Below are 20,207 nucleotides of genomic sequence, written 5' to 3'. Positions count from 1 at the left end.
TTTCCACGCCTGCATTGGTACCCGAATGAGCCCCTGGATCCGCGCCATCGCCTTCGCCGGCTTTTTTGCCGGTGCCGCCCACGCCAACCAGGCGACCGACGACGCGTTCAAGGCCATCTACCAGAAGGAATGGTCGTGGCGTAACGGCCAGGCCGGCATCCTCACCTCGGGCGAAGCGCAGCCGGGCGATGGCCGGCTGGACACCGTGGATGCGGCAAGCCAGGCAAAGCGGCTCGCTTACTGGAACGACGTGCTGGCCCAGCTCGACCGGATCGACCGCAACCAGCTCGGCCCCGACGCGCGGGTCGACTACGAGGTCTACCGCGAACAGGTCTACGACCTTGCCGCCGCGCAACGTTTCGGCCAGTGGCAGATGCCGTTCAACAGCGACTCGGCGTTCTGGTCCGATGTCGGCTATGTCATGCACGGCGACGACCTGCGCAGCCGCGACGACTACAACGCCTATATCGCGCGGCTGAAGCAGATCCCGTCGTGGATGGACCAGGAAATCGCGAACATGCGCCTGGGGCTGGCACGCGGGTTCACCGTGCCGCGCGCCGTGCTCGACGGCCGCGACGTCTCGATCGCCGCCGTCGCCGACCTGAAGAACCCCGAGGACAGCGCCCTCTACGAGCCGTTCAAACACATGCCCGCATCGCTGCCGGCGAAGGATGCCGACGCCCTGCGTGCGCAGGCGCGCGCCGCCATCGCCAACGGCGTGGTGCCGGCCTATAAGAAGCTGCTGACGTTCTTCCGCCAGGACTACATGCCCAGGGCACGCACGACGCTGGCTGCCGAATCGATGCCGGACGGCAAGGCGTATTACCTGCAGCAGATCCGCGAATACACCACGCTGGAACTGACCCCGGACGAGATCCACGCGATCGGCCTGCGCGAGGTGGCGAGCCTGCATGAGCGCATGCTCGAGGTCATGAAGGAGACCGGCTTCAAGGGCGATTTCCCCGCGTTCCTCACCTTCCTGCGCACCGATCCGCAGTTCTACGCGAAGACCCCCGATGAACTGCTGATGCGCACCGCCTGGGTGGCCAAGCAGGTAGACGGCCAGCTGGCGAAGTATTTCGGCTTGCTGCCGCGCCAGCGGTTCGCGATCAAGCCGGTGCCCGCGGACATCGCGCCGTATTACACGTCCGGTCGCGGCGGCGCGGATGTGTACCTGGTCAACACCTACGACCTGCCGTCGCGCCCGCTGTTCAACATGCCGGCGCTGACCCTGCATGAGTCGATGCCCGGCCACGCGCTGCAGCTGGCGTTGTCCGCCGAGCAGCAGGGCTTGCCCGCGTTCCGTCGCGAGGGTTACATCTCGGCGTATGGCGAGGGCTGGGCGCTGTATTCGGAATACCTCGGCGAAGAGATGGGCATCTACCACACGCCCTACGAGCGCTTCGGTTACCTCACCTATCAGATGTGGCGTGCGTGCCGGCTGGTGGTCGACACCGGCATCCACCACCTCGGCTGGACCCGCCAGCAGGCGATCGACTACCTCACCCAGAACACCGCGCTGAGCCAGCGCGAGATCGCCAACGAAGTCGACCGCTACATCAGCTGGCCCGGCCAGGCGCTGTCGTACGAGCTGGGTTACCTGAAGATCCGCGAGCTGCGCGAACGGGCCGAGAAGCAGCTCGGCGAAAAGTTCGACCTGCGCGCATTCCACGACATGGTGCTGGCGCTGGGCAGCGTGCCCATGCCCGTGCTGGAAAAGCACGTGGACGAATGGATCGCCACGCGCAAGGGCAGCTGACCATCCCCCCGTGTAGGAGCGCGCCTGCGCGCGAACGGCCCCCATGCATGCGATAGCCGCGATGAACGCGATAGCCATCCTGCACGTGAATGGCGTCGCAGCCGGGCTATCGCGCGCAGGCGCGCTCCTACAGGATAGCGGGGTGAAAAAAAGTCCACTTATGGAGTATGATATGATCAAACTCCACAGGTGAAGTAACGATGCGCCCAGCCATCCACACCGACCCGGCCCCCGCCAGCGATCTCGGCGGCCCCGCCCTCCGCGCCTTCTTCGGCCTGGCCGATCGCTGGAAACTGAAGGCTGCCGAGCAGCGCACCCTGCTCGGCGACCCGCCGGAATCCACCTACTTCAAGTGGAAGAAACAGCAGGACGGTTCGCCGTCGCGCGACGTGATCGAGCGGATCAGTTACCTGCTCGGCATCTGGAAAGACCTGCAGATCCTGTTCCCCGATCCGGCCCAGGCCGACGCCTGGGTGCGTAAACCGAACACCGCGCCCTTGTTTGGCGGCCGCCCGGCGCTGGACCGCATGCTCTCCGGCAACGTCGCCGACCTCTACGTCGTCCGCCAGTACCTGGACGCCCAGCGCGGCTGGAACGGATGAGCGCCCTGCCGCCGCTCCACCGGGTGCGCTGGAGCCACGCCTACCGCATCGTGCCCAGCCGCTTCCCGCCGGTCGGGTTGTTCGACCGCATCGCGGATCCCAAGGACATCGATGCCGTGATGGCGATCGAATCGATGACCAATCCACGCCTGCGCGCGGAAATCGGCGCCCTGAGCCTGGTCCCGCCCGAGCGCCGCATCTCCGGTCCGGGCACCACGCCGGTGATGGCCGCCTTCGCGCACATCCCACCGGACGGCAGCCGCTTCTCCGACGGCCACTGGGGCGTGTTCTACGCGGCACACAGCATCGCCACGGCGATCGAGGAAACCGTGTTCCACCGCGAAGCCTTCCTCGCCGCCACGAAGGAGCCGCCCACCGACGTGCAGGTGCGTTGCTACCGCACCGCCATCAACGGCCGCTTCCACGACATCCGCGGTGGCTGGGCCAGCGAGCACGACCCGGATTCCTATGTCGCCAGCGTCCGGCTGGGCCGCGAACTGCGCGACGCGGGCTCCAATGGCATCGTCTACGACAGCGCCCGGCATGCCGGCGGGGAGTGCGTGGCGGCCTTCTATCCCGACGTGGTGGCGCCCTGCGTCCAGGCTGAGCACTTCATCTACCGCTGGAACGGCACGCGGATCGAAGCGGTGCTCAAGGTCACGCCGGTGGAGCGACAGGGTTTGTCCCGCGGAGCGTAATTGGTTACGGTCGGGGCATGAAACGCCTCACGCTCGTCCTTACCCTGCTGTTTCTCTCCTTCGGCGCGCTGGCGAAGGACAACGACCACGCCAAGTGGGAACCGGATATCCAGGCCTTCGAAGTGGCCGACAAGGCCTCGCCGCCGCCGCAGAACGCCGTGTTGTTCATCGGTAGCTCGTCGATCCGCTTCTGGAAGTCGCTCGACACCGACTTCGCTGGTTACAAAGTGATCAATCGCGGCTTCGGCGGCTCCGACCTGGACGACTCGACCGCCTTCGCCGATCGCATCGTCAAGCCGTACCACCCGGCTGCCATCGTGCTTTACGCCGGCGACAACGACCTGCAGAACGGCGATACGCCGGAACAGGTGCGCGACGACTTCACCGCGTTCGTGGCCAGGGTGCGCTCGTACCAGCCGGACGTGCCCATCGCTTTCATCTCGATCAAGCCCAGCATCGCCCGGATCAGCCTGCTTTCGCAGATCGATCGCGCGAACCAGCTGGTGCGCGACCAGGCCATGAAGGAAAAGGGCGTGGCCTTCCTCGACGTGGCGCCCGCCATGGTCGACGCCAACGGCCAGCCCAAGCCGGATCTGTTCATCGAAGACGGCCTGCACATGAACCCGAAGGGCTACGCGCTCTGGGTCGCGCAGGTGCGTCCGTGGCTCGCCGACCACGCGATGGCGGCCCAAGTTAAACAGAGCCCAAACGACCCCGGTAAGTAGTACGGGAACTTCACGGCTCAGCCCTTATCTAAGTATTCGATCGCCGAGAGGCGACCTGTTGGCAACCGGCGGTGTTCCTTCCGACCGATTGTCCCGGGTCCCGCTATTTCCCCTGATAGCCTGGACCCGACGCGACCCCGGCAGCTCCTCCCCTGCTGCCGGGGTTTTATTTTGCCCGCGTTTTTCCTCGAACAAAAAAATAACGGGCCGGCTTTCGCCGACCCGTCGTCGCTTGCTCCATGTTTTCCGAACGGCTTAACCGTTCATGCGGCCTGCATACGGACGGATGGACGTGTCGAACGCACGCCACACGCCGTCGTTGCCTTCGATGTTCAGCACGATGTCCGCACAGGCCTTGACGGCCTCCAGGCGACGCGCTTCGGTGATGGCGCATTCCAGGGCATCGTCGCGCGAACAGAACTCGCCGTATTCCGACTCGTTCTTCTGCAGCAGCCAAAGGCCAGGACCGACCGACTCAAAAGGAATATCGAAGACAACCACGTTGGACCCACCCTGTTCGACCTTGATAGTTCCATCCTAAGTGGATGTTCGTTAGGGCTACGTTGAGTTTCAGTTGTCTGCGCCGGAAGCGAAGCCTTCCCGGGTGCCCTCGTTGAACACCTTGTCGCCCTCGATCACCTCGGCCGCGGCCACCGGGGTGCCGCTGGCCAGCCTTGCGTAGATCGGGGTGAAGTCCGGGCCGGTGGCTTCGAACAGCTGCGCGAAGTCGTCGATCACGAAGTAGGTCTGCTGGTAGGTGTCGATCCGGTACTTCGTATTCATCACCCGCTCCAGGTCGAAGCCGATCCGGTTCGGTGCTTTGGAATCAATGGAATAGATCGACTCGCCCTTCGAGCTGACGATGCCGGCACCATAGATGCGCAGGCCCTCGGGGGTGTTGATCAGGCCGAACTCCACCGTGTACCAGTACAGGCGCGTCAGGTTCATCAGCGCCTCGGGACCGATGGCGTGCGCCTTCATGCCGCCCTTGCCGTATGCCTGCATGTAGTCGGCGAACACCGGGTTGAGCAGCAGCGGCACGTGGCCGAACAGGTCGTGGAACAGGTCGGGCTCGGACAGGTAATCGAGCTGGTCGGGCCGGCGGATCCACCAGCTGACCGGAAAACGGCGGTTGGCCAGGTGGTCGAAGAACACCTCGTCGGGCAGCAGGCCTTCAACTGCCACGATCTGCCAGCCGGTGGCCTTGCCCAGCACGGCGTTCAGGTCGTCGAAGCGCGGGATGCCGCCTTCGCCGAAGCCGAAGCGCTCCACGCCTTCAAGGAATTCCTTGCAGGCGTAGGCCGGCAACAGCGCCTTCTGCCGGCGGTACAGGGTGTCCCACACCTCGTGGTCGGTCTTCGAATAACTGGCCCACGGCTGCTCCACGATGCCGGTCGCATAGACGGGCACGTATCCGCGGTCGGTCTGCTGGTGTTCGACGCGGCGGGGCGTTTCCATGGGTGCCTCCTCGGGCAGGGCGTGGGATCAGGGCACCAGCATAGGCGTTGTACCGCGCAATAGGCTTGTGTTGTTGCGCGCTAACCCGCCCGATGTGCAATGATCTTGCGTCTTGGATCGATTTGGCGAAATCATCATGCAAGGTACCCTCGATCGCACCGACCTGCGCATTCTTTCCGTACTCCAGGCCCAGGGCCGGATCAGCAACGCCGAGCTGGCTAGCGAGGTCAGCCTGTCGCCGTCGGCCTGCCTGCGCCGGGTGCAGAAGCTCGAAGCCGACGGGGTGATCGCCGGTTACGGTGCGCGGCTGGAGCCGCGGGCCATCGGCCTCGGCTTGCAGGCCTTCGTCCGCGTGCAGTTGTCGCGGCACGAGAGCGAGGCCATCGAGGCGTTCACCGCCACGGTGCATGGGTGGGACGAGGTGGTCGCCTGCCACGCCCTCACCGGCGACATGGACTACCTGTTGCAGGTCTACGTGGCCGACCTTGAAGGCTTCTCCCGCTTCCTGCTCGATCGCCTGCTGAACGCCTCGGGCGTGGCCGACGTCAACACCAGCTTCGTGCTGCGGACGGTCAAGGCGAGCACGGCACTGCCGCTGGGCAACGCAAGGGGCTAGAGCAACCTGCGGTCGTTTAAGGAGAAATTAAGATTCCTCTAGCCGCGGGATCGCCGCGTCGTTAATCTTGTCCGCTCCATGGAAGCCGCCACCGCCAATCCCGCCCCACGCGACCGCGTGCGCCCGCTGCGTTACCTGTGGCGGGTGCCGTTGCTGTTGCTGCACATCCTGTTCGGCGTCTTCATCTGTGCCTGCATCCTGAGCTGGGCGCGCGGGGTGATGAAGGACGGTCGCGAGCCGTTTGGCCACCGCACCATTCGCCTGTGGTCGAACATCCTGCTGAAGGTGTTCGGCTTCCACGTGCATCGCAAGGGCACGCCGCTGCCGGACGCCGTGCTGTTCGTCGCCAACCACACCTCCTGGCTGGACATCGTGCTGCTGCATTCGCAGCGCGCGGCCTGCTTCGTGGCCAAGGCCGAAATCGCCCGCTGGCCGCTGGTCGGCTGGATGGCCGCCCAGGGCGGCACCATCTTCCATCGCCGCGGCAACAACCATTCGCTGGCATCGGTGATGGCGGTGATGGTCGAACGCCTGCGCGCCGGGCGCTCGGTGGCGGTGTTCCCCGAAGGCGGCACCGGCCATAACGGCGTGCTTCGCGTTTTCCATGCGCGCATCTTCCAGGCCGCCCTGGATGCCGAGGTTCCCGTGCAGCCGGTCGCGCTGCGCTTCGCCCGCGACGGTCGCCGCGTCGTCGACGCCGGGTTCCGCGAAGGCGAGAGCTTCATGGGCAATTTCCTGCGCCTGCTCGGCGACCCGCCGCTGGACGTGGAAGTGCATTTCCTTGAACCCGTGTCCGTCTCGGCCGATGGCCGCCGGCGCATGGCCGAAACGGCCCGCGAGCGCATTGCGCTGGCGCTGGATACCGACACGCCGGCATGAGCCTGCCACGCGGCGCTGATTTCATCCCGCCCTGGCCGCTGCGTAGCGGCCATATCCAGACCATGCTCTCGTCCAGCGGCGTGCGTCGCCAGCTGCTGCCCAGGCGGGCGCGCAAGGTGCAGGAAAATGCACGCGAGGTGTTGATCGACGTCGGCCACGGCGATCGCCTGAGTGGCCGCTACACCGCGCAGGAAACCGGGCGCGAATCGCGTGGCCTGGCCATCCTGTTCCACGGCTGGGAAGGCAGCGTCGATTCCACCTACGTGCTGCAGACCGGCAGCCGGCTGCTCGAAGACGGCTGGGATGTGTTCCGGCTGAACTTCCGCGACCACGGCGACAGCCATGGCCTCAACGAGGCGCTGTTCCACTCCTGCCGCATCGACGAGGTGGTGGTGGCGCTGGGCGAGGTCTGCCGGATGTTCCCCGCGAAGGCGGTGGGCGTGGCCGGCTTCTCGCTGGGCGGCAATTTCGCGCTGCGCGCCGCCATGATGGCCACCCGCGAAGCCGTGCCGCTCGACTACGTGCTGGCCGTCTGCCCGATCATCGATCCGGCCGAAGGGCTGTTCTCGCTGGAAAGCGACGCGCCGTGGATCTACCAGGCGTATTTCATGCGCAAGTGGCGCCGCTCGCTGCGCCAGAAGCAGATGGCCTTCCCGCAGCAGACCTACTTCGAGCTGGACGAGCTCAACCAGAACATGCGCGACCTCACCCGTTCGCTGGTGCTGCGGCATACGGATTTCGATTCACTCGAGGGCTACCTCGACGGTTACTCGGTGGCCGGCAGCCGGCTGAAGGGCCTGCACATCCCGGCCACGATCATTACCTCGCGCGACGATCCGGTGATCCCCATCGCCGCGTTCGACCAGCTCGACCTGCCGCCGAACGTCGAGCTCGACATCGCCAACTATGGCGGGCACTGCGGCTTCATCCGTGACTTCGGCATGACCAGCTTCACCGACGACTACATCGCCGCCCGCTTCGACGCCATCGCCCGCTGACTTCGCCTTCGCACCGGCGATGCCATGCTGGTTTTTTTCCCGGCGCGCTGCGCAGGCAGCCAGGCCGGACGTGATCAGGAGAACAGCATGCGACTGAAAAGCGACAGCATCGAAAACGGCAAGCCGATCCCGGCGACGTTCGCCTTCATGGAACCGGGCGAGCCGGTGAAGCCTGCGGGCAACGTCACGCCACACCTGGCCTGGACCGAAGTGCCGGCCACGGCAAAATCCTTCGCCATCGCGGTGATCGACACCGACGTGCCGTCGAAGCCCGACGACGTCAACGTCGAAGGCCGCGAGGTGCCGCGCAACCTGCCGCGCGTGGAGTTCGTCCACTGGCTGATGGCGAACATCCCGCTCGAATGCCGCGAGCTGGCCGAGGGTGCCTGCGGCGAAGGCATCGTTCCTCGCGGCAAGGGCAACGGCAAGCTGAAGGAAGACCTCGTCGGGCCGCCGGGCTCGGTGCAGGGCATCAACGATTACACCGGCTGGTTCAAGGGCGACCCGCACATGGAAGGGCACTACCACGGCTACGACGGCCCGTGCCCGCCGTGGAACGACAGCACCCCGCACCACTACCACTTCCACGTGTACGCCCTGGACGTCGCCAGCCTTGAGCTGGAAAACGGTTATTCGCTCGCGGAGTTCCGCGACGTGATCAAGGGCCACGTGGTCGACGAGGCGGTAATCACCGGCACCTATTCGCTGAACCCCAAAGTAAAAGCGTGATCATCAGGTGAACGCACCCATGTAGGAGCGCGCCTGCGCGCGATGGCCGGGCAAGGCAACCTCCAAAGGGTCGGCACCGGCACCCCATTCGCGCGCAGGCGCGCTCCTGCAAAGCGCAGACTGAACGGCTACTTCCCCGGTTTCACATACCCTGCGCGGCCAGCGAGCCTAAATGAGGCCGCACCTATCCCGGGAGGAGACCCACCATGCTGCACTACGCCCTTGTATTCCTGGTCATCGCGATCATCGCGGCCATCTTCGGTTTCGGCGGCATCGCGGGTACGGCGGCAGGCATCGCCAAAGTCCTGTTCATCATCTTCCTGATCCTTGCCATCGTTTCGTTCTTCCGTGGCCGCGGCCCCAGGGTCTGACCACCTCGACGTCACCTACGCTTCCCTAAGCTCCCCATCCCAGCATCCACGGAGACCGCCATGAACAAGCCCGACGACCACGTCGCCAACGTCGCCAATGCCGCCGCGAACACCGTATCGGCTGCGGCACGCATCGAAGAGCGCGCCGAGCGGGTGAAGCAGGCGACCTCGGATGCCGTCGACCGGACCCGGGACGCGGTGGACCGCGCCGCCGACCGCACGAAGGAAGCCGTCGACCGCGCCGCGGATTCGGTGGAAACCAAGCTGCATGGTGCGACCGACCGCGCTGCCTATGGCGCGACCCGCGCGGCCGAGAAGGCGGAAGAAGCCAAGCTGCGCAGCAAGGAAGCCTATGACGACGCCGTCGACAAGGCGAACGACTGGCTCGATGTCGCCCGTGAATACGTGCGCGAGAAGCCGGTACAGTCGATCGCCATGGCGGTCGCCGCCGGCTGGCTCGCGGGCCGTATCCTGCGTAACTGATCCAACGACCCAGGGGCCATTGCATGCTGGAAGACGGTTCCCCCGGGCGGGACAGGCAGGACGACCCGGCACCCGGTGACGAGGCCCCGACGGGCCCGTCGCTGTCGATGCCGGCATGGGTCGACGACGTCCGCCGCCTCGGCGTCGGCCTGAAGAACCTGTTCGCCGCGCAGCTGAAGCTGGCGGCGGCAGAAGTCGGGCTGGCGCGCAGCGGCATCGTCATGATGCTGTTCATGGGCCTGGCGGCGATCACCTTCGCGGTCGGGCTCGGTTTCACCTTGCTGGCGCTCGCCGGCTGGGGCCTCGCCCAGTGGTTCGGTTCATGGGCGTGGGCACTGGCCGCGCTGGCCGGCCTGCAGGTTATCCTGCTGCTCCTTGCGATCCTGGTCTTCCGCCACGGCATGCGCTGGCTTACCCTGCCGGCCACCCGTGCCGAGCTGGCGACGCTGGCGAAACAGGCGGCGGCGCAGGGCAAGGCCGAAGGCGTGCTGAGGCAGAAGGATTAAACGACGATGGGCATTTTCAGCAGTCTGGCAAAGGTCACCGCGGCGCGGGCGCAAGTCGTCGCTGCACGCGCCGAAACGGTCGAGCCGGCGGCTGCCCTGATCGCCCGCGGTTACGAGCACCCGCTCACCGTCGTCGGCATGTCCGCTGGCGCGGGCTTCCTGCTCAGCAACATCAAGATCAACCCACTCGCCGTGCCCGGTGTCAGCAGCCTCGTCGCGGGTGGCACCGCCGACATCGTCGGCAAGATCGTATCGATCGCCGCGGGTAGCTTCCTCGGCGAGATGGCGGGCGACGCGGCCGATGCCGCCGACGATGCCGCGTGAGCGATCCATCGCCCCCTCTTCCTGCGCAGCTCCCGGTCCGTGCACCGGGCGTCGCCGTCGCGACGCTGGCAACGCTGTCGAAGCGCAAGCCTGGCAGTAGCCGCAACACCCGGCGGATCTCGCGTCACCTGCGTGCGGTGCGGATCGGCCTCACCATCCTCATCATGCTGGCGCTGCTGTACACCATCGCGATCACCAAGTCGCTGCTGGTGCCGCTGGTGCTGGCGGGTTTCATCGGCCTGGCGCTGAATCCGATCGTGGCGGCCGCCGCGCGCTGGCGCATCCCGCGCTGGCTTGCCGCCGTCACGGTGATGCTGTTGCTAGGTGTCGGCCTGGTCACGGCGGTGGCGACCCTGTCGCAGCCCGCGCTCAACTGGTTCCATGAAGCACCGGCGGCGATGCGTGCGTTCGCGCCGAAGATCAAGCCGATGACCCAGCAGATCGAAGCGGCGAGCCGGGCGACGCAGACGCTGGTCGGTGGCACGGTAGTGCGCAACGCGCAGCAGCCGAGCAGCTTCGCCTTCAACGCGTGGGATATCGTGTCCACCGCGCCGAAGATCATCGCCAGCGTGCTGACGGTCGCGCTGCTGGTGTTCTTCTTCCTCGTCTACGGTGACGAGATCCTGCGGCGAGCCGTGGAGATCTCGCCGACATTCGCCTACAAGCGACATACGGTCAGCATCGTCCGCAGTATCCAGGTCGAGGTGTCCAGCTACCTGCTGCTCACCGCCGCGATCAACGTCACGCTGGGACTGGTCACGGCGGCCATGCTCTATCTGTACGGCGTACCCGATCCGTTGCTGTGGGGTTGCTTCGCCACCGTGGCGAACTTCATCCCCTACGTGGGCGCCATCTCCACGACTACCGTCCTGGCCGTCGTCGGCGCGCTGCACTTCCAGGAGCTCGGTCCCGCCCTGCTACCGGCGTGCACCTTCGCCGGCATCACCGCCGTGGAAGGCAACCTTCTGACGCCGATGCTGCAGGGCCGCCGGTCGCGGCTCAGCCCCGTGGCCATCCTGCTGTGGCTGCTGATCTGGGGCTGGATCTGGGGCATTCCCGGCGCGATCCTCGCGGTGCCCATGCTCACCTGTGTCAAGCTGATCACCGCGAAACTCCGCGGCTGGGAATGGTTCGCCCACATCATCTCGCGCTAGCGACGATCACCACGCGATACGCGCACGATCGCGATAAAAATCGCCGGTGCCGGCTTCCTGCTCGCTGACCAGCGCAGCCCAGACCACGCCTTCCGCGCTCTCGGCCACCGGCCTGCCGCCGGCGCCGCCAAGATCGGTGGCCGTCCAGCCTGGGCATACGGCGTTGATCAGGATGCCGCTGCCCTGCATCTCTTTGGCGATCACCTGGGTATACGCATTCAGCGCCGCCTTCGAAATCCGATAGGCAGGCGCCTTCTCGCCGCACATGGCATGCACGGCGCACTCGCTGGATACGTTGACGATGCGGCCGTAGCCGTGCCGGCGCATCAGCGGGAGCGCCGCGGCAGTGAGCGCCCATGCGCCGAGCAGGTTCACGTCCAGCGCCCCACGGATATTGGTGAGGTCGCCTTCCGCGGATTTGCCCGCGTGGTCGAAATGGCCGCCCGCGTTGTTCACCACGATATCGAGCCGGCCGAAGCGTCCCTCGATATGCGCGATGGCGGCATCGATGTCCTTCTGCTTCGTCACATCGAGCTTCAGCGCATACACATCGCCGCCAAGGTCGCGCACCGCCTTCAGCGAGGCCTCGCCCCTGGACGGGTGGCGCATGCCCATGAAGACGGTGACGCCCAGCGAGGCGAGTTGTTTCGCCACTTCCAGGCCAATGCCACGGTTGGCGCCGCTCACCAGCGCGATGCGCTGGCTGAGCGGCGGTTCGGTCGCGATGGAAGACGGCCGCTTCGCCCGCACGGGCAGGCGATGAACCTTCGCGCTGCTCATGGCACCTTTGCAACCTCGCTGCACGCGGTGTTGCCGCAGGCTTCCCAGCCACCGCCGAGTGCCTTGTACAGCTGCACGGCGCGCACGTTGATCGCCGCTTCGGCTTCCGCGAGCTGGTCTTCGGCGGAGAGCTGGGTGCGCTCCGCATCGAGCAGTTCCAGGTAGTCGGTGCGGCCGGCGTCGTAACGCAGCTTCGCCAGTTCGGCGGCGCGCTGGCTTTCCTTCGCCTGTACCAGCAGCTTCTCCACGCGCACGCGCTGCTGGTTGAAGCCGACCAGTGAGTTGTCGACATCTTCCAGCGCCGTGAGCACGGTGCGGTCGTAGTTCGCATGCGCTTCTTCCGCCCGTGCCTTCGCACCCTTCACTCCGGAGGCGACGCGCTGCACGTTCAGGCCCTGCCACGAAATGCTCGGGGCCAGCGAGAACGCGCGCGAATCGGCGCCGCCGAAGTCGTTGCTACGGCCGGCGAGGAAGCCGATGAACCCACCGAGCGACACGTGCGGGAACCAGTCGGCCTTGGCCACGCCGATGCGTGCGTTCGCCGCGGCCAGCTCGCGCTCGGCGATGCGGATGTCCGGACGACGCGACAGCACGTCGTCGGCGCCGCCGATGGCGAGGCTGACGTCGATCGGCTTGAACGTCGCCGGCGAAAGGTCGATGCCCAGCTCGCCCGGGCGCTCGCCGAGCAGCACGGCGAGGCGGAACTGGTCCGCCGACGCCTGCGTCTCGAGGACCGGAAGCTGCGCTTCGACCGACGCCAGCCGTGCCTTCGCGCTGGCCAGGTCCTGCTCGGCACCGGTGCCGACATCCACGCGGGCCTGGATCACCTTCAGCGAATCCTGCTGGTTGGCGATGTCGCGCTTCGCCACGTCGATGCGCAGCTGGGTGCCGCGCAGGTCGAAGTAGTTACGCGCGACCTCGGCGAACAGCGTGACCTGCGCATCCTGCACCGAGGCCTCGCCCGCGGCGGCGTCGGCACGCGCGGCTTCCACCGAGCGGCGCACGCCACCGAACAGGTCGAGCTCCCAGGAGGCATCGAAGCCGGCCTGGTACGCCGTGGTGGTGACGCGCTGGTCGGTGAAGCCGGGCTGCTGCTCGCGGCTACGGGTGTACGAGACACCCGTTTCCACGTCAGGGATTTGCTGCGACTTCGCGGTACCCAGCGCGGCACGCGCCTGGTTCAAACGGGCGAGGGCGATCTTCAGGTCGGGCGCGTTGGTGGCCGCGCGCTGGATGAGTGCATCCAGCGTCGGGTCACCGAACTGCTTCCACCACTGGGCCTGGAAGTTGGCCGTGGTCTGCTGCGTGGTGTCGACACCCTGCAGCGTGACCGGGGCTTCCTTCGGCGCGTGGTAGTCCGGGCCCACGCTCGCGCAACCGGCGAGGACGAGGGCGGTGAACAGCGCCGTGGAACGAATGAACGTTTTCATGGATCAGACCTCACGAGCCGCGTGTTCGAGAAGACGGCGCTCGCGGCGCGCCTGGCGGCGTGCCTCGGTACGCTCGTTCCAACCGCGGATCAGCACGTAGAACAGCGGGGTAAAGATCAGGCCGAAGAAGGTGACGCCGAGCATGCCGGCGAACACCGCCACGCCCATGGCATGGCGCATCTCCGCACCGGCACCGTGCGAGGTCACCAGCGGCACCACGCCCATGATGAAAGCGAACGACGTCATAAGGATCGGGCGCAGTCGGAGGCGGGCAGCCTCGAGCACGGCGTCGACGCGGTTCATGCCTTCGATCTCGGCTTCGCGGGCGAACTCGACGATCAGGATCGCGTTCTTGCAGGCGAGACCGACGAGCACGATCAGGCCGATCTGGGTAAAGATGTTGTTGTCGCCACCGGTGAGGATGATGCCGGTGATCGCCGACAACAGGACCATCGGCACGATCAGGATCACCGCCAGCGGCAGGCTCAGGCTTTCATACAACGAGGCCAGCACCAGGAACACCAGCAGCACCGACAGCGGGAACACCAGCACGGCCGTGTTGCCGGCGAGGATCTGCTGGTAGGTGAGCTCGGTCCATTCGTAGGTCATGCCGTTGGGCAGGTTGGCCTTGACCAGCTTCTCCATCGCTTCCTGGGCCTGGCCCGTGCTGAAGCCCGGCGCCGCGCTGCCGTTGATCTCGGCGGTCGGGTAGCCGTTGTAGTGCTGCACGCGGTCCGGGCCGTTGCTCTGGCGCACGGTGAGGAACGAGCCCAGCGGCACGAGGTCGCCCGCGGCATTGCGCGTCTTCAGGTCAGCCACGTCGGACGGCTCATGGCGGAAGCCCGGCTCCGCGGAGACGTTCACCTGGTAGGTGCGGCCGAAGCGATTGAAGTCGTTGACGTAGAGCGAGCCGAGGTACGCGGCCATGGTCTGGAACACATCGCCCAGGTCGATGCCTTCCGACTTCGCCTTTTCGCGATCGATGTCGGCGTCGAACTGCGGCACGCTGACCTGGTAGCTGGTGAACAGGTGCGCGAGCTCCTTCGTCTTCTGGCTCTGCCCGATGACGTTCTGGGTCTGCTTGTACAGCTCCTCGAAACCAAGGTCGCCGTGGTCTTCGATCTGCATGCGGAAACCGCCGATCGTGCCGAGGCCGTTTACCGGCGGCGGCGGGAAGATCGCGATGTACGCATCCTGGATCGAGGCGAACTTGCCATTGAGGCGTGCGGCGATCGCTTCCGCCGAGAGGTCCTTGGCGCGACGCTCTTCGAACGGCTTCAGCGTGACGAACACGATGCCGGCATTGGTGCTGTTGGTGAAGCCGTTGATCGAAAGGCCGGGGAACTGCACGGCGCTCTCCACGCCCGGGTCCTTCAGCGCGATGTCGCCCATGCGGCGGATCACGCCTTCGGTACGATCCAGCGAGGCGGCGTCGGGAAGCTGCGCGAACGACACCAGGTACTGCTTGTCCTGGGTCGGCACGAAGCCGGTCGGGGTCCTGGCGAAGCCGAGCACGCCCAGGCCGACGAGGCCCGCGTACAACACCAGCACCACGGCGGAGAAGCGCAGGATCTTCTGCACGCCACCGACGTAACCGTGCGAGGCGCGTTCGAAGGTGCGGTTGAACGGACGGAACAGCCAGCCAAGGCTGCGATCCATCCACACCGTGAGCTTATCCTTCGGTTCGTCGCGGCCCTTCAGCAGGATCGCGGCGAGGGCGGGCGACAGCGTCAGCGAGTTGAAGGCCGAGATCACCGTGGAGATGGCGATGGTCAGCGCGAACTGGCGGTAGAACTGGCCGGTCAGGCCGCTGATGAAGGCGGCGGGCACGAACACGGCGCACAGCACGAGCGCCGTTGCCACGATCGGGCCAGTCACTTCGGTCATCGCCTGGCGGGTCGCCATCTTCGGCTCGAGGCCATGCTCGATGTGGCGCTCGACGTTCTCGACCACCACGATGGCGTCATCGACCACGATGCCGATCGCCAGCACCAGGCCGAACAGCGACAGCGCATTCAGCGAGAAGCCGGCGAGGTACATGATGGCGAACGTGCCCACCAGCGAAACCGGCACCGCCACCAGCGGGATGATCGAGGCACGCCAGGTCTGCAGGAACAGGATCACCACCAGCACCACGAGGATGATGGCTTCGAACAGCGTGTGCACCACCGCCTCGATCGAGCCGCGTACGAACACGGTGGGATCATAGACGATGGAGTAGTCGACGCCCTGCGGGAATTCCTTCTTCAGCGTGGCCATCTCGGCGCGCACTTCGTCCGAAATCGCGATCGCGTTCGAACCCGGGCGCTGGAAGATGGGGATCGCCACGGCTTCCTTGTTGTTGAGCAGGCTGCGCAGCGCGTAGTTGTTCGAGCCCAGCTCCACCCGCGCCACGTCGCGCAGGTGGGTAACCGACCCGCCGTCGCTACGCACGATGATGTTGCTGAAGTCGTCTTCGCTGATCAGGCGGCCGCGCGTGTTGATGTTGACCTGGAACGCGTTGCTGTTCGGGCCGGGCGGTGCATTCAACGCACCGGCGGCGACCTCGATGTTCTGCTCGCGGATCGCCTTGACCACGTCGCCCGTGGTCAGGTTGCGAATGGCCAGCTTCTCCGGATTCATCCAGATCCGCATGCTGTATTCGCCGGCACCGAACAGTTGCACGTCGCCGACACCATCCAGGCGGGCGAGTTGGTCCTTGATGTGCGTGCGTGCATAGTTCGACAGGTAGAGCATGTCGTAGCGGTTATCCGGCGACGTCAGATGCACGACCATGGTCAGGTCGGGCGAGCTCTTGGTCGTCGTGACGCCGAGGCGCTGCACTTCCTCGGGCAGGCGCGGCTGCGCCTGGGCCACGCGGTTCTGCACCTGCACCTGCGCGTTATCCAGGTCGGTGCCCAGGGCGAAGGTCACGGTCAGCGTCATCGCGCCGTCGCTGGTGGACTGCGACGAGGTGTAGAGCATGCCTTCCACGCCGTTGATCTGTTCTTCCAGCGGCGTGGCGACGGTTTCGGCGATGGTCTTGGGATTGGCGCCGGGGTAGGTCGCCTTCACCACGACGGTCGGCGGCACCACTTCGGGATATTCGCTGATCGGCAGCTTGAACACGGCGATACTGCCCGCGATCAGGAACAACACCGACAGCACGCCCGCGAGGATCGGGCGTTCGACGAAGAATTGGGCGATTTTCATGGTGGATCAGTCCTGCGTCTGCGCCACGCTGTCGACACCGGCGGGGCGGCTGGCGACATTGCGTGCGCTGTCGGGAACAAGCGAAGCCATGGCGACCCGCTTGGCGTTCACTTCCACGCCGGGGCGGACACGCTGCAGGCCATTCACGATAACGACGTCTTCGGCATTCAGGCCGCTATCGACGACGCGCAGGCCATCGACGAGGGCACCGGTGGACACGCGGCGGTATTCCACCTTCTTGTCCTTGCCGAGCACGTAGACGAACTTGTTGCCGAGGTCGGTGCCGACGGCCTTGTCGTCGATCAGCGCGCGCGGCTGTGCGGTGCCGCTGCGCAGTTCCACGCGTGCGAACAGGCCGGGGGTGAAGCTGCCATCGCCGTTCGGGAACACGGCGCGCAGGCGGATGGTGCCGGCGCCGGCCTTGACCTGGTTGTCGACGAAATCGATCTTGCCTTCGTGCGGATAGCCCTGCTCGTCGGCGAGGCCCATGTCGACTTCCGGCGCGTGGCCGTTCTGGCGGCGCAGGCGATCCAGCTTCAGGAAGCTCTGCTCGTCGACGTCGAAGTACACGTACATCGGGTCGGTGGTGACGACGCTGGTGAGGGTGTCGCTCGGCGTGACCAGGTTGCCCGCGGTGATCTGCGCGTTGCTGACCCTGCCATCGACCGGTGCGCGCACTTCGGTGAACGAGAGGTTGAGCCGGGCGTTGTCGAGCGCCGCCTGCACCGAAGCCACCTGCGCGCGTGCACTGGCCGCGGCGGTATCGAGGCGATCGGCTTCTTCCTGCGACACGGCGTGCTGCTGCACGAGCTTGCTGCCGCGCGCGGCGTTGGCGTCGGCGTTCTTCGCTTCGGCGCGGGCCTGGGCGAGGTTGGCGGCAAGGCGGTCGCTTTCGGCGCGGTACGGACGCGGGTCGATGGTGAAGAGCAGGTCGCCCTTCTTCACCAGCGCGCCTTCGCGGAAGTGCACGGTGTCGACATAGCCGTTGACCCGCGGACGGATCTGGATGGTGTCCACGGCCTGGATCCGGCCGGTGAAGGTGTTGCTGTCGCTGACCGGGCGCAGCAGCACCTGGGCGACCGTGACCTCGGGGGCGGGCAGCGCGGCCGCGGGCTCCGCGGCACGCGTGGACGGGGAGCCGAGCCAGATGGCGGAAGCGACCGCCACGGCCAGGGCCGATGAACCGAACAGGATTTTCTTCTTCATGAGGGAAGGCCTGGGAAGCGGAGATGGGAGGTGGGAAGTGGGGGCGAAGAATGGGCGCGCGGGGCGGTGGTTGGGATGGGGAGCGATGCCGCCCGGCCTCGAGTGCTCCCGAAGACCGCGCCCACTTCCCCTCTCCCACCGCCGCTCTTGCTCTGGCTGCGTAACTTAGGTCTTGCGCGTCAAGCCAAAAATGGGTCTACAATCACTTCGGCTGTGACGCGTAGTCACGAATCAATCCGAACCGGAGTTGGCGATGGAAGACTTCTCGGCGATCAGCGTGTTTGTGCGGGTGGTGGAAGCGAAGAGCTTCTCGGCTGCCGCGACCCATCTCGAAATGACCCCGTCCGGCGTCAGCCGCGCCATTTCCCGGCTGGAGGAAAGCCTGGGTGCCCGGCTGTTCTTCCGCTCGACACGTTCGCTGCGATTAACCGACGATGGGAGCGCATTCTACTCACGATGCAAGGAGATCCTTGCAGACCTGAGCGAGGCGACGGAGGCCCTGGGCTACGCCAAGACCAAGCCGGCGGGCAAGCTGAGGGTGGCGGCGTCATCGTCCGTGGGACGGGCGGCGCTGATTCCCAACCTGGCGGAATTCGAACAGCGCTACCCCGATATCCGGCTCGAACTGACCATGTGCGACTTCCCGTTCGACTTGAACGAGGAAGGCTTCGACTGCGCGATTCGCATGGGCGAACTGGCCGATTCCAGCCTGATCGCCCGCAAGATCGGTCACTTCAGCAATGTGCTGTGTGCGTCGCCGGCGTACCTTGCCCGCCACGGCACCCCCCGCTCGATCGAAGACCTGAAGAGCCACCGCGCGGTGAACTTCGTCCACCCGGCCACCGGCAAGCCCTCGCAGTGGCAGTTCGATTCGCCCAGCGGGCGCGTGGCCGTCGATGTCGACGCCCACATGATGATCAACGACGGTGAGTCGGTGATCCAGGCGGCCATCGCCGGCCTCGGCATCATCCAGGCGCCGCACTGTCTCGCCGCATGCGCGCTTTCCAAGGGTATGCTCGAGATCATCATGACCGACACGATCTCCACCGGTTCCAACCTATGGATCGTCTACCCGCAGAAGCGCCACCTGTCGGCGCGCGTGCAGGCCTTCATCGAGTGGACCAGCGAGCTGTTCCAGCGCACCAGTGATCCGCAGTGCCGGCTGGTCCAGCAACAGCAGGCCGAGCTGGAAGCCGTGCGGAAGAAGATTCCGGCGATGGCGGCCGTGGCCTGAGCGACGGGCGGTCGGGCGGGCGCGTTTGCAGCGGGTGCGGCTGCGCCGCCATGTTTTTATTCGCGCGCAGGCGCGCTCCTACAAGGTCGCGGCACCCCTGTAGCAGCGCGCCCGCGCGCGATGCTTTCCTTCAACCACCCGCCGGCAAGAACACCAGCAGCGCGATACCCACCACGATCCGGTAAACCGCGAACGGCGTGAACCGGTGCGAGCGGATATATCCCAGCAGCCACTTCACCGCGGCGAAGGCCACGATCGTCGAGACCACGAAGGCGATGCCGAGCCCACTCCAGTCCTCACCGGCCGCACCGCCGTGCTGGAACGTCTTCAGCAATTCATAGCCCGTCGCCGCATACATCGTCGGGATACCGACAAGGAAGGCGAACTCGGTGGCTGCCGCGCGATTGCTCGTGCCCGCCAGCATCGCCACGAAGATGGTCGCGGCCGAGCGCGAGGTGCCGGGGAAGATGCCGGCGACCATCTGCGCCAGGCCGACCAGGATCGCGACACGCCAGGTGATGGCGGCCTGGTCCGGCCGTTTCGCCGCGACCTGTTCGGCCGCCAGCATCCACACGCCACCGATGATCAGCGCCCAGGCGATCGGCGTGATGTTCTCGGGCAGCTTGAAGCCCATCTTGGTGACGATCAGGCCGAGCACAGCGGTGATCAGGAAGGCCACGGCCAGCTTGGCGATGTAGGCACGCGTCTCGGGGCGGCGCCAGTTCTGCACGAAGCTCCACAGCGTCCGCCAGTAGATGAAGGTCACCGCGAGGATCGCGCCGGCCTGGATCGCCACGTTGAACAGGTCGGAGCGCGCGCCCAGCCAGCGTTCGGCGATCAGCAGGTGGCCGGTGCTGGAGATGGGCAGGAACTCGGTGATCCCCTCGACGATGCCGAGGAGGATGGCGCTGAGCAGGTCATTCACGGGTAGGGCGTCCGGTGGCGAAACAAACCCGCGTAGCTTAGCCGCAGCGCCGGCCGATGCCACGCCACTTAGTTCAGTCGGTGAACCGTCACGCCCCGCCTACGCCGTGCATTGCTACTTTTCGGCGACGCAGCAAGA

The 20,207-nt window shown here is 66.1% G+C and carries 21 protein-coding genes; 14 read left to right on the top strand and 7 right to left on the bottom strand.

Going from position 1 to position 20,207, the window contains the following annotated elements; all coding sequences use genetic code 11:
* Window positions 1–25 precede the first annotated feature (25 nt).
* The 4 genes from KPL74_17115 (at window position 26) to KPL74_17100 (ending at window position 3,784) form a co-directional block, all read left to right on the top strand.
* Window positions 26–1,759 carry a DUF885 family protein gene (locus tag KPL74_17115; protein ID QWT19454.1) on the top strand — a complete coding sequence of 578 codons (1,734 nt, stop codon included), beginning with the start codon at window positions 26–28 and terminating at the stop codon, window positions 1,757–1,759.
* Between the two features lie 200 nt (window positions 1,760–1,959).
* The gene (locus KPL74_17110; protein ID QWT19453.1) at window positions 1,960–2,361 is read left to right on the top strand and encodes an MbcA/ParS/Xre antitoxin family protein; all 402 of its coding nucleotides are present in this window, start codon (window positions 1,960–1,962) and stop codon (window positions 2,359–2,361) included.
* Window positions 2,358–3,059, top strand: a complete 702-nt coding sequence (locus KPL74_17105; GenBank protein QWT19452.1) for an RES family NAD+ phosphorylase — start codon at window positions 2,358–2,360, stop codon at window positions 3,057–3,059. Before KPL74_17110 ends, KPL74_17105 begins: the two co-directional genes overlap by 4 nt.
* Window positions 3,060–3,076: 17 nt before the next feature.
* Window positions 3,077–3,784 (top strand): hypothetical protein, encoded by a 708-nt coding sequence (locus tag KPL74_17100; GenBank protein ID QWT19451.1) that lies wholly within the window; start codon window positions 3,077–3,079, stop codon window positions 3,782–3,784.
* 255 nt (window positions 3,785–4,039) lie between these two features.
* Here the strand turns inward: KPL74_17100 and KPL74_17095 are convergent, their stop codons facing one another.
* Both KPL74_17095 and KPL74_17090 read right to left on the bottom strand, forming a co-directional pair.
* Complete coding sequence (locus KPL74_17095) at window positions 4,040–4,285, bottom strand: hypothetical protein (protein ID QWT19450.1); 246 nt, start codon at window positions 4,283–4,285, stop codon at window positions 4,040–4,042.
* A gap of 69 nt (window positions 4,286–4,354) precedes the next feature.
* Complete coding sequence (locus KPL74_17090; GenBank protein QWT19449.1) at window positions 4,355–5,242, bottom strand: phenylalanine 4-monooxygenase; 888 nt, start codon at window positions 5,240–5,242, stop codon at window positions 4,355–4,357.
* Window positions 5,243–5,378: 136 nt separating this feature from the next.
* Here KPL74_17090 and KPL74_17085 point away from each other — a divergent pair, with 136 nt between their 5' ends.
* The 9 genes from KPL74_17085 to KPL74_17045 all read left to right on the top strand — a co-directional run bounded on the left by KPL74_17085 (window position 5,379) and on the right by KPL74_17045 (window position 11,302).
* Window positions 5,379–5,858, top strand: a complete 480-nt coding sequence (locus KPL74_17085) for an Lrp/AsnC family transcriptional regulator (protein QWT19448.1) — start codon at window positions 5,379–5,381, stop codon at window positions 5,856–5,858.
* 78 nt (window positions 5,859–5,936) lie between these two features.
* Window positions 5,937–6,737, top strand: a complete 801-nt coding sequence (locus tag KPL74_17080; protein ID QWT19447.1) for a 1-acyl-sn-glycerol-3-phosphate acyltransferase — start codon at window positions 5,937–5,939, stop codon at window positions 6,735–6,737.
* Window positions 6,734–7,735 carry an alpha/beta fold hydrolase gene (locus tag KPL74_17075; protein QWT19446.1) on the top strand — a complete coding sequence of 334 codons (1,002 nt, stop codon included), beginning with the start codon at window positions 6,734–6,736 and terminating at the stop codon, window positions 7,733–7,735. Before KPL74_17080 ends, KPL74_17075 begins: the two co-directional genes overlap by 4 nt.
* 87 nt (window positions 7,736–7,822) lie before the next feature.
* A complete protein-coding gene (locus tag KPL74_17070; protein ID QWT19445.1) occupies window positions 7,823–8,464 on the top strand; it encodes a YbhB/YbcL family Raf kinase inhibitor-like protein in 642 nt (213 codons plus the stop codon).
* Between the two features lie 206 nt (window positions 8,465–8,670).
* Window positions 8,671–8,835 carry a DUF1328 domain-containing protein gene (locus KPL74_17065; protein ID QWT19444.1) on the top strand — a complete coding sequence of 55 codons (165 nt, stop codon included), beginning with the start codon at window positions 8,671–8,673 and terminating at the stop codon, window positions 8,833–8,835.
* 60 nt (window positions 8,836–8,895) lie between these two features.
* Window positions 8,896–9,318, top strand: a complete 423-nt coding sequence (locus tag KPL74_17060) for a DUF883 family protein (protein ID QWT19443.1) — start codon at window positions 8,896–8,898, stop codon at window positions 9,316–9,318.
* A gap of 23 nt (window positions 9,319–9,341) precedes the next feature.
* Window positions 9,342–9,824: a hypothetical protein gene (locus tag KPL74_17055; GenBank protein QWT19442.1), complete on the top strand. Its 483-nt coding sequence runs from the start codon at window positions 9,342–9,344 to the stop codon at window positions 9,822–9,824.
* A gap of 6 nt (window positions 9,825–9,830) precedes the next feature.
* Window positions 9,831–10,148 (top strand): hypothetical protein, encoded by a 318-nt coding sequence (locus KPL74_17050; GenBank protein ID QWT19441.1) that lies wholly within the window; start codon window positions 9,831–9,833, stop codon window positions 10,146–10,148.
* Window positions 10,145–11,302: an AI-2E family transporter gene (locus tag KPL74_17045; GenBank protein ID QWT19440.1), complete on the top strand. Its 1,158-nt coding sequence runs from the start codon at window positions 10,145–10,147 to the stop codon at window positions 11,300–11,302. The genes KPL74_17050 and KPL74_17045 overlap by 4 nt, the downstream gene beginning before the upstream one ends.
* Window positions 11,303–11,308: 6 nt before the next feature.
* Here the strand turns inward: KPL74_17045 and KPL74_17040 are convergent, their stop codons facing one another.
* From KPL74_17040 to KPL74_17025, 4 genes are read right to left on the bottom strand one after another with little or no spacing between them, the layout of a single operon-like run.
* Entirely contained in the window at window positions 11,309–12,082 is a 774-nt protein-coding gene (locus KPL74_17040) for an SDR family NAD(P)-dependent oxidoreductase (protein QWT19439.1), read from the bottom strand.
* Window positions 12,079–13,512: a TolC family protein gene (locus KPL74_17035; GenBank protein QWT19438.1), complete on the bottom strand. Its 1,434-nt coding sequence runs from the start codon at window positions 13,510–13,512 to the stop codon at window positions 12,079–12,081. Before KPL74_17035 ends, KPL74_17040 begins: the two co-directional genes overlap by 4 nt.
* 3 nt (window positions 13,513–13,515) lie before the next feature.
* A complete protein-coding gene (locus tag KPL74_17030; protein QWT19437.1) occupies window positions 13,516–16,704 on the bottom strand; it encodes an efflux RND transporter permease subunit in 3,189 nt (1,062 codons plus the stop codon).
* Between the two features lie 6 nt (window positions 16,705–16,710).
* Window positions 16,711–17,910: an efflux RND transporter periplasmic adaptor subunit gene (locus tag KPL74_17025; protein ID QWT19436.1), complete on the bottom strand. Its 1,200-nt coding sequence runs from the start codon at window positions 17,908–17,910 to the stop codon at window positions 16,711–16,713.
* A gap of 253 nt (window positions 17,911–18,163) precedes the next feature.
* Here KPL74_17025 and KPL74_17020 point away from each other — a divergent pair, with 253 nt between their 5' ends.
* Window positions 18,164–19,144 (top strand): LysR family transcriptional regulator, encoded by a 981-nt coding sequence (locus KPL74_17020; GenBank protein QWT19435.1) that lies wholly within the window; start codon window positions 18,164–18,166, stop codon window positions 19,142–19,144.
* A 130-nt stretch (window positions 19,145–19,274) separates the two neighbouring features.
* Here KPL74_17020 and KPL74_17015 read toward each other — a convergent pair whose 3' ends face one another.
* Window positions 19,275–20,069 carry an undecaprenyl-diphosphate phosphatase gene (locus KPL74_17015; GenBank protein ID QWT19434.1) on the bottom strand — a complete coding sequence of 265 codons (795 nt, stop codon included), beginning with the start codon at window positions 20,067–20,069 and terminating at the stop codon, window positions 19,275–19,277.
* Between the last annotated feature and the right edge of the window lie 138 nt (window positions 20,070–20,207).

This window comes from Bacillus sp. NP157 (assembly GCA_018889975.1).
Taxonomy (GTDB): domain Bacteria; phylum Pseudomonadota; class Gammaproteobacteria; order Xanthomonadales; family Rhodanobacteraceae; genus Luteibacter.
This window is presented reverse-complemented; position numbering and strand designations above follow the sequence as displayed.